Origin of the sequence: Paenibacillus sp. UNC496MF (assembly GCF_900113915.1) — a bacterium.
Classification (GTDB): Bacteria; Bacillota; Bacilli; order Paenibacillales; family Paenibacillaceae; genus Paenibacillus_Z; species Paenibacillus_Z artemisiicola.
On sequence record NZ_FORE01000004.1, the window covers coordinates 790,046 to 802,582 of the forward strand.

Annotated in this window: 11 protein-coding genes; 10 read left to right on the top strand and 1 reads right to left on the bottom strand. The window is 61.9% G+C overall.

Annotated elements, in window-relative coordinates:
• Positions 1-159: 159 nt before the first annotated feature.
• The 10 genes from BMZ79_RS03560 to BMZ79_RS03605 all read left to right on the top strand — a co-directional run bounded on the left by BMZ79_RS03560 (position 160) and on the right by BMZ79_RS03605 (position 10,910).
• Positions 160-918, top strand: a complete 759-nt coding sequence (locus tag BMZ79_RS03560; RefSeq protein WP_090636585.1) for a cyclase family protein — start codon at positions 160-162, stop codon at positions 916-918.
• Positions 918-1,484 (top strand): methylated-DNA--[protein]-cysteine S-methyltransferase, encoded by a 567-nt coding sequence (locus BMZ79_RS03565; protein WP_090636586.1) that lies wholly within the window; start codon positions 918-920, stop codon positions 1,482-1,484. The genes BMZ79_RS03560 and BMZ79_RS03565 overlap by 1 nt, the downstream gene beginning before the upstream one ends.
• A 603-nt stretch (positions 1,485-2,087) precedes the next feature.
• A complete protein-coding gene (locus tag BMZ79_RS03570; protein WP_218154642.1) occupies positions 2,088-3,692 on the top strand; it encodes a response regulator transcription factor in 1,605 nt (534 codons plus the stop codon).
• A gap of 15 nt (positions 3,693-3,707) precedes the next feature.
• Positions 3,708-5,597, top strand: coding sequence for a cache domain-containing sensor histidine kinase (locus tag BMZ79_RS03575; protein ID WP_090636589.1), 1,890 nt, complete (start codon positions 3,708-3,710; stop codon positions 5,595-5,597).
• Positions 5,594-6,541: an extracellular solute-binding protein gene (locus tag BMZ79_RS03580; RefSeq protein ID WP_090636590.1), complete on the top strand. Its 948-nt coding sequence runs from the start codon at positions 5,594-5,596 to the stop codon at positions 6,539-6,541. Before BMZ79_RS03575 ends, BMZ79_RS03580 begins: the two co-directional genes overlap by 4 nt.
• Positions 6,433-6,993: an extracellular solute-binding protein gene (locus BMZ79_RS34985; RefSeq protein WP_256252560.1), complete on the top strand. Its 561-nt coding sequence runs from the start codon at positions 6,433-6,435 to the stop codon at positions 6,991-6,993. The genes BMZ79_RS03580 and BMZ79_RS34985 overlap by 109 nt, the downstream gene beginning before the upstream one ends.
• 97 nt (positions 6,994-7,090) lie before the next feature.
• Entirely contained in the window at positions 7,091-8,041 is a 951-nt protein-coding gene (locus tag BMZ79_RS03590) for a carbohydrate ABC transporter permease (protein ID WP_090636595.1), read from the top strand.
• 6 nt (positions 8,042-8,047) lie between these two features.
• Positions 8,048-8,881, top strand: coding sequence for a carbohydrate ABC transporter permease (locus tag BMZ79_RS03595; protein WP_090636597.1), 834 nt, complete (start codon positions 8,048-8,050; stop codon positions 8,879-8,881).
• A 23-nt stretch (positions 8,882-8,904) separates the two neighbouring features.
• Positions 8,905-9,885, top strand: a complete 981-nt coding sequence (locus tag BMZ79_RS03600; RefSeq protein WP_090636599.1) for a Gfo/Idh/MocA family protein — start codon at positions 8,905-8,907, stop codon at positions 9,883-9,885.
• Positions 9,886-10,040: 155 nt separating this feature from the next.
• Positions 10,041-10,910, top strand: coding sequence for a phosphotransferase (locus tag BMZ79_RS03605; protein WP_090636601.1), 870 nt, complete (start codon positions 10,041-10,043; stop codon positions 10,908-10,910).
• 168 nt (positions 10,911-11,078) lie between these two features.
• On the opposite strand, the gene BMZ79_RS03610 is transcribed toward BMZ79_RS03605, so the two are convergent.
• On the bottom strand, positions 11,079-12,203 hold the full coding sequence (locus tag BMZ79_RS03610) for a GntR family transcriptional regulator (RefSeq protein ID WP_090636603.1): 1,125 nt from the start codon (positions 12,201-12,203) through the stop codon (positions 11,079-11,081).
• Positions 12,204-12,537 lie beyond the last annotated feature (334 nt).

Below are 12,537 nucleotides of genomic sequence, written 5' to 3' on the forward strand. Positions count from 1 at the left end.
TTATAGGAGGATTATTATTTCATGGCGTTAATTATGCGGTCACTCGACGGAGACTTTCGCTAGTCGCAACGGCCCGGAGCTTGAGGCGAATTGGCTGAAGCCGGAGGTTCGGGTATAATCGGGGTGCTAGCCAATCTCACACCTCAAGGAGCTGCACTTATGAAATTGATCGATCTCAGCGTTTCCATCAGTCCCCGCATCCGCGAGCCGCTGCCGGCGGCCATCGAATACGCATGCCACGAAGACGGCGCGAAGCAGGCGGCGGCCGTTCTCGGCCTGAAGCAGGAGGATTTTCCCGAAGGCAAAGCATGGGCGACGGAAACCGTCACGTTGAATACGCACGCGGGCACGCATATCGACGCGCCGTGGCACTATTGGCCGACGTCGGAGGGCGAGAAGGCCAGAACGATCGACGAGCTGCCGCTCGAATGGTTCTATGGCGACGGCGTGCTGCTCGACTTCAGCGCGAAGCCGCCGGGTTACGAGATCACGAAGGAAGATCTGATCGCCGAGCTGGACCGGATCGGGTATGCGCTGAAGCCGCTCGACATCGTGCTCGTCCGGTCCGACGCCGACAAGCGGCTCTACGACGACAACTACGCCTTTCTGCATGCCGGCGTGTCGGCGGAAGCCACCGTCTGGCTGCTCGATCAAGGCATCAAGGTCGTCGGCACGGACGGCTGGGGCTGGGATATCCCGCTCAATCTGCAGGCCGCCGCGTACAAGGCGCAGCCGCGCGACGGCGTGCTGTGGGCCGCGCACTACGTCGGCAAAGACCGGGAATACTGCCAGATCGAGAAGCTGGCCAATCTGGACCGGCTGCCGAAGCCGTACGGCTTCAAGGTGGCGTGCTTCCCCGTGAAGATCGAGCGGGCGAGCGCGGGCTGGGCGCGTCCGGTCGCCATCTTCGAAGACTGATGCCGGCGGAGCGAAGCGCCGCCGAAGTGGCTTGGACGACGTTCGAGCACGGCTTCTTCGAGGGGCGGCCGATTCGGCTGGCCGCGACCGAAACCGGGCTCTGCCTCGTGACGCTGCCGGGAGAATCGTTCGACCGCTGGCAGTCGGTGCTTCGGAAGCGCATCCCCGGCGCCGCGTTCGCGGAGGACGCCGTCCGCATGGCCCCATACGTCCGCGAGCTGGACGAATACTTGGCCGGCGGCCGCAAGGCGTTCGCGGTGCCGACCGATTACCGCGGCACGCCGTTCCAAATGGCCGTCTGGCGGGAGCTGGGCCGCATTCCGTTCGGGGAGACGCGCAGCTATTCCGAGCTCGCGGCGGCGCTCGGCAAGGAAGCCGCCGTCCGGGCCGTCGGCGCGGCCAACGGGGCGAATCCGATGCCGATCGTCGTGCCCTGCCACCGCCTCATCGGCAAAGACGGCGCGTTGACGGGCTTCCGGGGCGGCATGCGCATGAAGGAAGCGCTGCTTCGCCTGGAAGGCTTCGGGGACTTCGCCGCGCGCGGCCACGAACGGTACCGGTTTTGACGGGCGGCGGCGCGGCGGACACGATCGCGCCGCGGCATGGCGCGAACGTCGTCGACGATTGCCGGGCGAATCGTCAACGAGGTCTGTTCATGAACGCACGACAATAAACGCACGACAATGAACGTGCGGCTACGAGCATGCGGCTACGAAGCGCGAGCGCGCCGCCGGCCGCTCGTTTCGATTTCTGATGAATAAGAACCGAATGCTTCGCGCAAACGCGCGAATAAGCCGGCCGGCGCCTATGCCCGCCGGCTTATTTTGCATACGCAAACCTCAGTGAAATATGTCGAGTCATGTCGCAGGAAAGGGAAAAAGGAAAATACGACAATATTTTCAGGCCTTGTCGCAATATTAGAGCTATTCTTAAGTCAAATTTAGGATGCGGAATGAATGGAGATTATGCTAAATTAGTGGATAAATCCACGATGGATTTTGCCGATCTGGACAGATCGCCGCGAAATAATTATGATCAACGTTGACGCGTCCCTTTGGTTGCGAACCGGCCGAGATCGACCCGAAGCCGGCACGTTTGCAGGAACTTGCTTCTGACGTTTATGAAAACGGATACAAGAAAGGGTGAGCGGCGTGTTTTCGTTATTGGTTGTGGAGGACGAGCGTTGGATTCGCAGAGGGCTGTGCGAAACGATCGATTGGGCGACGGAAGGCATCCGGGTGTCGGGAGAAGCGTCGGACGGGGAAGAGGCCATGCGCTTCATGGAGCGCCATTCGCCGGACATCGTCATCACCGATATCGTCATGCCCGTCATGGACGGCATGACGTTCCTGAAGACGATGCGGGAACAGAAGATGTCGTCGGAGGTTATCATCATGAGCGGCTACAGCGATTTCGAATACGCCCGGACCGCGCTTAAGAACGGCGCGTTCGATTACGTGCTGAAGCCGATTCACGAGCAAAACATGCTGGGCGTCGTGCGCCGCTGCGTGCAGGAGCTGGAACGCAAGCGCAAGGCCGAAACCGAGATGAACCGGCTGGCCCGATCGGCCCGCGAGACGCTCTTTCTCGCCCGCCAGCGCTTGTTCGAAATGCTGCTCACGGAAGCGCCGTATTCGCCGGGCTGGCTGCCGGAGCAGATGAAGGCGCTTCAGATCGAGCTCGATCCGTGCCGCATTCGCACGTTCGCGGTGAAGATCGTCGATTGGGGGGACAAGGCCAAGACGGACCGGGACCGCGCGCTTATCCTATACGCCTTGTGCAACATGCTGGAGGAGACCGGCGCCCGGTTCGGCCCGGTCGTCGCGTTCCCGATCCATAACCAGAAGACGGCGGGCGAAGCGGACGTCGCGATGCTGCATACCGAGCGGTATCCGATCGGCAGGCAGGAGCCAGGCATCGCCGCCGACCTGCCCCGCTTGATCGGACAGGCGGAGGCGATGCTCGGCGTGCGCATCGGCATCGGCTACTCCGGCGAAGCGAGCTTCGGCCGGCTGGCGGGCATGTTCGAGGAGGCGCTCCACGCCGCCGCCTACTGGTTCTACGAGGGCGGCGGCAGCCTGCGCGGCGCCGAGCCGATCGCGGGCGCCATGCAGGCGGACTTGCCCTATTGCGGGCCCGCCGGCTGGGACTCGCGCTTCGCCTCGGCGCTGAAGATGGGCGACGCCCGGCTGCTCGAGCAGCTCGTCCGGGAGCTGGCCGAGCATCTGCGCGAGCACCGCGCCAAGCATCTGCCGCTGACGATCCGCCGCGGCTTGAAGCTGCTGTTCCAGAACGTCAACCAGAAGAGCGACGCGCTGCACCGCCGCTCGAACTGCGGCGACGGCGCGGCCCCCGTGCCGCTCGAGCTGCCCCCCTGCACGGCGGACGCGATCGAGGACGCCCTGCTCGAAAGCCTGTCCTGCGCGATGGCGAGCGAACGTCCCGTCCGCAGCCGGAAATGGATCGTCGAGCGCGCGCTGCAATTCATCGAGAGCAATCGGGACCGGATGGTCACGATGAACGACGTGGCCGCGCACCTGTATTTGAACCATTCGTATTTCAGCAAGATATTCCACGAGGAAATGGGCGAGACGTTCAGCCGGTACGTCCTGCGTTCGCGCATCGCGGCGGCGAAGCGGCTGCTGAAGGAGACCCCTCTCAAAATCTATGAAATCGCCGGCCAGCTCGGCTATACCGATATCCGCCATTTCACCAAGATGTTCAAGGAATTCGAGGGCTTGACCCCGGCGCAATACCGGGATCACGGCTTCTAAGAAGGGGACCCGCATATGAAATGGCTGCCGAAGTTCAAATGGACTTCCGTCGGACACCGCTTGTTTCTGCTCTGCTTCGTCGGGATATCCGTCAGCATCGCGATCATGGGTTATTATTTCTACGACAGATCGACGCGCATCATCCAGGACAAGGTCGGCTACATCACGCAGCAGACCATCCAGCAGTCGGGCGAGCGGCTCGACCTCATCATGGAGGAATACAGCACGCGGTCCTTCTACCTGCTCGGAAGCAAGAAGCTCCAGCAGGGCATCAAGGACGACTTCACGGACAATTACGACCGCGAGGAGACGAACAAGGAAATCGGCGAATTCATCGCCAACCTGCTCAATTCCAAGAACGATCTGGTCAACTTGTACATCTTCGGCGAATACGCCAATTCGTACAAGTATTCCACGGGCTACCTCTCGATGCCGGGCACGACGCAGGCGGTTCGCAGCGCGCAATGGTACAAAGAGGTCGTCGCCGGCCAAGGCAAGGTCGTCTGGTTCGGCATGCGGCCGTCGCTCGTCCCGAAGCCGTGGGGCGACGACCGGTGGCAGGGACCTGTATTCTGCTTCGGCCGGGCGATCAAGGACTTGAACAACCTGAACCGGATCATCGGCGTCATGCTGATCGAGATCGATCCGGCGACGATCCTGTCGCAGATCAACCTGGGCGAAGTGGGCAGCTCGATGATCGTGGACGGGCGGGGGCGCATCGTCGGCGGCCAACGACCGGACCAACTTCTGGAAACGATACCATTCCGGCTGCCGACGCAAACGTCGTCCATCGGCTCGCGCACGATCGACAACGAGCGGATGATGGTCACGCACACGCAGCTGATGAACGGCTGGAACCTGGTCGGGCTCGTGCCGGCGCGGAAGCTCGTGCAGGAGTCGCGGGTGCTCGGCTGGTTCACGCTCTACTTGGCCGCCGGCTTCATGGCGGTCGCGCTCGGGTACGCGCTGTTCGCGGCCTGGCAGATGAACAAGCCGGTCCAGCGGCTGCTGAAGGGGATGCAGGAGGCGCGGAACGGCAATTTCGAGATTCAGATCCATGCGGACCGCAAGGACGAATTCGGGCTGTTGTCGCGCGGCTTCAACACGATGATCGCCCGGATCAAGGAATTGATCGACGAGCTGTACGTGCAGCGGCTGCTGCAGCAGGAGCTGCAGCTGAAGATGTTCGCCTCGCAGATCAACGCGCACTTCCTGTACAACACCTTGGACTCCATCCACTGGATTTCGAAGCTCTATAAAGTGAAGGAGATCGACACGATGATCTATTCGCTTTCGAGTTATTTCCGCATCAGCCTGAGCGAGGGCCGGGAATTCGTCAAAGTCGGCGAAGTTATGGCGTTACTCGAGCATTATTTCGAAATTCAGCAAATCCGCTTCGGCGACCGGATCTCCCTGGCCATGTCCGCGGATCCCGAGCTGCTCGATTGCATGGTGCTGAAATTCGCCTTTCAGCCGATCGTGGAGAACGCCATCTTCCACGGCATCGAGAAGAAGAAGGGGAGCGGGAAACTGACGGTCGAATGGAAGCGCGGGGAGGACGGCTTGTTGTTCCGCGTCACCGACGACGGCGTCGGCATGCGCTCGGACAAGCTCTACGAGATTCGGCAGGTGCTGCAGGACAGCGAATCGATCCGGGCGGGGAGCAATTTCGCGATGAAAAACATCCATTCGCTGTTGAAGCTGACATACGGTCCGTCTTACGGACTAGAGATCGACAGCGCCTGGGGAACGGGCACCCGCGTGACGATGCGGCTGCCGATCGTGGAATCGGAACAAAGTGACAAAATCGCACACGGTAAAAACAAAAACGACCACCCTTACATCTCCCCTGAACGCGCTTACAATGAAGGAGTATCGAACAATCAAAAGGGAGGATTCATATGAAGAAATGGAAACTCACTAGCATTTCGATCGCCGCGCTGGCGACGGTCGTTGCGCTATCGGGCTGCGGCAGCAGCGGGAACGGCGGCAACGGCGGCAACGGCGGCAATACCGCCAACACAGACGGCGGCAATAAGGCTGCGAACGGCAACGCGGCAGGTGGCAACGCGGCCGGAGACAACGCGCCGGCCGACGCGGGCAGCAGCGACAAGGAAGTCACCGTCAATTTCTGGGTCAACTGGGGCGGCGATTTCAAGAAGGACTACCAGAAATACGTGATTGACGAATTCGAGAAGAAATACCCGAACATCAAGGTCAAAATGACCTACGTCGAAGGCACCGACAAACTCCTGACCTCGATCGCGGGGGGCAATCCTCCGGACGTGGCGCAGCTGGACCGTTTCATCGTGGGTTCCTGGGCCGCGAAGGGGTCGCTCGAAGATTTGACGCCGCTGGCCGAACGGGACAATATCAACAAGGACGATTATTACCCGGCGGTATGGGCGGAAGCCAACTACGACAATAAGACGTATGCCCTGCCGTGGGGTACGGACGACCGGGCGTTGTATTACAATAAAACGCTGCTGAAGGAAGCGGGGCTCGATCCGGAGAAGCCGCCGACCACGATGGAAGAACTCGACATGATGGCGGACAAGATCTTCAAGAAGGGCGGCAACGGCAAGTACGATACCGTCGGCTTCATTCCATGGATGAACCAAGGCTCGATCTACGCGTACTCCTGGGCGATGGACGGCAAGTTCGAGGACGGCGGCCAGCTGACGCCGAACGACCCGCAAAACGTCAAGGCACTGCAATGGATGGCCGATTACGCGAAGAAATACAACATCGCCACGCTGTCGAGCTTCTCGAACGCGATGGGGCAACGGGCCTCAATCCCTTCTGGACGGGCAAAGTCGGCTTCGTCGTCGACGGCAACTGGATCCTGAACGACCTGGCGAAAACGAAACCGACGTTCGAATGGGGCGTCACGCCGATCCCGGGTCCGGAAGGCACGCAGCCGACGACGTGGTCCGGCGGCTTCTCGTACATCATGCCGAAGGGCGCGAAACAAAAGGAAGCGGCATGGACGCTGCTGAAATTCATCGCGGGCTACGACGGCACGCTGCTCTGGGCCAAACGTCCGGACGCGGGCAACGACATCACGGCGATGCCGAAAGTCAACGCCGAGCTGAAGATGGAAGAGAACCCGAACCTGAAAGTATTCCTCGATCTGATGCCGAACGCGCATTTCCGCCCGGTTTCGCCGGTCGGCCAGAAGCTGTGGGACGAAATGTTCCGCGTGCAGGACTTGGCGATCAACGGCAAAGGCGAACCGCAGGCGCTGCTTGACGAGGTCAAGAAGAACGTCGACAGCGAGCTGGCGAAAATCTCGAAATAAAACGGTAAAGGCGCCTCCGGCTTAAGCGGAGCTCTCCAGTCCCGCTTGCCCCCGGATCCCGCCGGGGGCGCCTTACGATCGGGGAGGAAAATGACTTATGGCCGCGAACGAGAATGTGGCGACGACGCTGAAGGCCTATCCGCAGACGAAGCTGAAATCCTCGAATTACAAACGAAAAATGGCGTTGTACGGACTGTTGTTCGCCTCGCCTTGGATCATCGGCATTCTGGTGTTCAGCGCTTATCCGCTGATCATGTCCATCTATTACAGCTTCACCACCTACAGCATTCTGGACCATGGCAAATGGGTCGGCTTCGGCAACTACAAGGAATTGATGAGCGACAATACGTTCAAGATCAGTATTTACAATACGCTCTACTACACCTTCATCTCCGTGCCGCTGAACATCGCCGTCGGCGTCGGACTCGCGCTATTGCTGAACACGAAAATCAAAGGCCAGGGCATCTACCGGACGCTGTTCTTCATTCCGAGTCTCGTGCCCGCCGTTGCGACGACGATCATTTGGCTGTGGCTGCTCAATCCGCAGTTCGGTCTTGTCAACTATTGGCTGGAGCAGATCGGCATTCCCGGCCCGCCGTGGCTGGGCGACGAGAGTTGGTCCAAGCCGTCGCTGATCCTGATGAGCCTGTGGGGCGTCGGCCAAGCGATCGTCATTTATTTGGCGGGGCTGCAGGATATCCCGCAAGATTACTACGAAGCCGCGGACATCGACGGGGCGAACACGGTGCGCAAGCTGCGGCATATCACGCTGCCGCTCATGACCCCGGTCATTTTCTTCAACCTCATCATGGGCGTCATCGGGACGATGCAGAACTTCGTCCTGCCGTATACGCTGACGAACGGCACGGGCTCCCCGGCCGACTCGCTGATGTTCTACGTCATGTACCTGTACCAGAACGCGTTCTTGTATCTGAAAATGGGCTATGCTTCCGCGATGGCGTGGATTCTGTTCCTGATCGTGGTCGTGTTGACGGCATTGATCTTCATCTCGCAAAAACGCTGGGTCCATTACCAAGGAAAGGAATGACGCACGATGACCCCACGCTCGATCCGCATCATCAAGAACGCCGCGACGCATGTTTTCCTGGTGGTGTTCGGCCTGTTCTTCCTGTCGCCGTTCCTTTGGATCATCTCGACCTCGCTGAAGCCGGATGAGGAGCTGTTCCTGTGGCCGCCGAAATGGATTCCGTCCACGCTCATGTGGAGCAATTTCCCGGACGCGATCAGCTACTTTCCGTTCTGGCACTACCTGGGCAACACCATGACGATCACGGCGCTCGCGACGCTCGGCGTCCTGTTCTCGTGCCCGATCGTGGCGTACAGCCTCGCCCGCATTCCGTGGAAGGGCTCCAAGCCGCTGTTCGGCCTGACGATGATCATCATGATGCTTCCGTACCAGGTCACGATGATCCCGATCTTCATCGTCTTCAAGAATCTCGGCTGGGTCGGCACGAACGTGCCGCTGTGGCTGCCGGCCTTCTTCGGGGCGCCGTTCTACATCTTCCTGCTGCGGCAGTTCTTCATGGGCTTGCCCAAGGAGCTCGAGGACGCGGGACGCATCGACGGCGCGTCGGAGATGCGCATCTACGCCCAGGTCATGCTGCCGCTGTGCAAACCGGCCTTGCTGACGGTGGCGCTGTTCCAAGTCATCGGCAGCTGGACGGATTACCAAGGGCCGCTCATCTACCTGTCGGACGAGGCGCAGTATACGCTGATGCTCGGCCTGTCCTCGTTCAAGACGCAGCACGGCGCGGAATGGCAGATGATGATGGCGACGAGCGCCATGATCACGCTGCCGGTCATCATCCTGTATTTCGTCGTTCAGAAGGCGTTTATCCGGGGGATTACGTTCTCCGGCATTAAATAACAAGCTGAAGGAGTGTACATGGCATGAGCAACGTACGCATCGGATTCATCGGAACCGGAGGCATCGCGGGATTGCACGCCAAGCAGCTGCAGGAGCTGCCAGAGGACGCCGCCATCGTCGCCATCGCCGACCCGAACGAAGAGAGCCGCCGGCGTTTCCTGACGAACAACCCGGCGCTCGCGCAAGTCGCGCAGTTCGCGGACCATATCGAGATGCTGGACGGAGCCGAGCTCGACGCCGTCGTCATTTGTTCGCCGCACACGCTGCACTTCGCCCAAGCAGCGGACGTGCTGCGCGCCGGGCTGCACGTCCTGATCGAGAAGCCGATGACGTGCTCGTCCGCCGAAGCCGAAGAGCTGCTGCGCATCGCGGAGCTGTCCGGCAAAATCATGCAGGTGTCCTACCAGCGCCACTTCCAGCCGGAATTCCTGTTCATCAAGGAAGCGATCGACGGCGGCCTGATCGGCAAGCTGACGTCCGTGACGGCTTCGCTCTATCAAGGCTGGGCGCAGGGCGGCAAGAATTCCTGGCGGAAAAATCCCGCGCTGTCCGGCGGGGGCATGCTCATGGACTCCGGAAGCCACATCGTCGACGTCCTGCTCTGGACGACGGGCCTGACGCCGAGCGAGGTGTTCACCGTCATCCATCAGCAGCAGACGCCGGTCGAGATCGATTCCTTTACGTCGATCCGCTTCGCCGAAGGCGCCGTCGCCGGCCTGAACATCATCGGACACGCGCCGTGCTGGCACGAGACGTACGCGTTCTGCGGCGAGACGGGCGGCATCTTCTACGACAACGGCCAGATCACGATCCGCCGGCTCCGCGAAGAGCATGTCGTGCCGGAGCTGCCGCAGCAAACGACGAACCAGGACAAGAGCTTCATCGACGCCGTACTCGGACGCCGCGAGGTTGCGGTGTCCGGCGAGTTCGCGCTGAAGGTCGTCAAGCTGACGGAGACGATCTATCAAGCGGGCCGGTACAGCCCGATTCCGGTTACGAACTAAAGCCCGGTCCGCCGGCCGGAAGCGTCCGGGTTGCGCATCGGCGCGCCGGCGGCGCATAATCGGGACGGAGACGTCGCCAGCAGGAAAGCCCGCGGGATGGTCCCGGCGGGCTTTCTTAACGCCTTCCAGGCGATTCGGGAGAGGAGAGACGGAGTATGCATCGGCATCAGCATTTCGATCTTATGCTTCACGATGACGGCGAATTGGCGGAGGTGCTCGGCAGTCCGGTGACGGAGCGGACCGTCATCCACGAATGGCCGCTGTCCTGCGTCCAGCGCGTCCGCACCGCGGACGGCGCGAGCCATATCTACAAGGTGCAGGCGCCGCCGACGCTGGAAGCGGAATTTTACGCCAAGGCCCGGTCGCCGCTGCTCGCGGCCGCGCGCGTGCTGGAGACGGCGGGCCGCCCGGCCGCCCTGGTCATGGCGGACATCGACGCGCCGCGGCTCGGCGACCTTGGCCTGTCGGAGCCGGAGGCCGTCGCGGCCGCCGACGAGCTGCTCGCGGGCATCGCGGCCATCGAAGCCATAGAGGGCGACCTGCCCGCGATGGCGGACCTGCGCACGGAGGAACGGTTCGCCGCGTACATCTTCGCCGCGCTGGACGACGTGCAGGCGTCGGTCGACGACGGCAGCTTCGTCCAAGTCGACGATGCCATGGTCGGCCGCCTCCGCCTCTGGAGCGGCGCGGCCGCGCTGCGCGCGGCGTTCCGCGCGCCGTCCGGCTACGTCCACTCCGACTTCAAGGCCGACAACGTGCTGGCGGCGCCGGACGGCTACCGCATCCTCGACTGGCAGCGGCCGATTCTCGGCCCGGTCGCGCTCGACCGCGCGACGCTGCTCCTCTCGCTCGGCCTCGATCCGGCGCGCTACGTCGAGCCCGGCGTCGTGCAGCTGTACCGGTATTTGCATATCGCCTGGTACGCGCAGGCGGGTCGGCGCTGGTTCCCGGAGGGCAAGCCGTGGTTCGACGGCATCATCGCGAAGCTTGCCGGCGAGCTGGAACGGCTTCAGCCGGAGGGGTGAGCGGGAGTTCGAGCTTGGAAGGATAAGGCAAGGCAAGGCTGCAAGCCCGCCGAGCATGAAAAAACCGTCGAAGGCGTTCCTTCGACGGTTTTTTCATGCCGCCCGGGCCGGGCGGGCGCGTTGCCGGCGCCGACGGCGCTTGTGGCCCGCGCCGCCCGTCGAGCCGAGTTACGCTTCGCGGCGGACCGGCGGGACCGTCGAGTCCCGAAGCAGCAGGTGCGGCGGCAGGAAGAGCTTGCGCCGCTCCCGCCGCGGCTGCTCGATGACCGCGAGCAGCATGCGGGCGGCCTCTTGGCCGAGCAGCCGCGAATCTTGGACGACGCAGGACGGGCGCACGGCGTGGAATTCCGAGAATTCGAAATCGTCGAAGAAGACGAGCGACAATTCCTGCGGCAGGCGGAGGCCGAGTCCGCGCGCGGCATCGGCGACTTCGAGCCCGAGCCCCGGATTGATGGCGAAGACGGCCGTCATGTCGGGGTTGCGCGCGAGGAAGGAACGGAGCTCCGCCTGCTTCGGCACTTCGATCTCGAGGTGGGCGAGGCGGAAGCGGCGGTCGATGGGAAGGCGGTAGTCGGCATGCGCCTGCTCGTAGCCCGCCAGGCGGTCTTCGATGCTGCTCGTGCCGGCGACGACGGTGGAGACGAAGCCGATGTTGCGGTGACCGAGCGAGATCAGATGGCCGACCGCCTCCCGCGCGCCGGCGACATTGTCCGCGCCGACGAAATGCGTGTCGATGCCGCGCAGATCGCGATCCACGACGACGAACGGAACGTCGTTCAGCGCGAGCTGCACGAGCTCCCGGTTGTAGGTTTCGCCTTCGACGGGATAGACGATCAGCCCGGCGAGGGGGGCTCGTTTCAGGCGGCGGAGGATGCGTTCCTCGTTCGCCTGGGAATTGCCGGTATGGCAGAAGAGGAGCGGGTAGCCGGCGTCGGCGAGCACGCTTTCGACGCCTCCGAGCAGGAGGGCGTTGAACCGGTTGTTGATGAACGGGAGCAGCAGGGCGACGGGGGAACGGAGGGAGACGGAGTCGATGCCGGACGGCGCGGCGGGAGCCTGGCCGTCCATGGGGCTTACGTAGGAGCCTTTGCCTTGAATCCGATAGACGAGTCCTTCCTTGACGAGATCCGACATCGCCTTCTTGACGGTGATCCGGCTCACGGCGAAGCGCCGGGTCAACTCGTGCTCGGAAGGGAGCAGATCGCCGGGCTTCCAGGCTTGCCGGCCGATCTCCGAACGGATGAAATGCTTGATTTGCTCATACAGCGAAGTGGATAGCGGTTTGTCGGTCATCGCGTCAGCCCCTCGGTTCGCATTCGTCTTGCTGTTAAAATCTTAGCGTCCGGCCGTGCGTTTGTAAATGACGCCGGACGAGCCGGAAATCCGGACAGGCCACGATTCGAAATCATGCGTAAGGAAACCCGTCTCCGACCTGGGAAATTCCGGTAAACAATCCGGACACCCGGCAAGGGGCGGGTTTTTCGTCTTTTACAACCCCGGACGACGGGTGCTAGACTCAGTCACAAGCCAAGCGACAAGCCAAGCAACAAGCCAAGAAGGATGACCTATATCAAGCATGACAAGTCGCGATTTCCGCAAATCGCAAGCGCCTGCGTCGCCCCTGGCA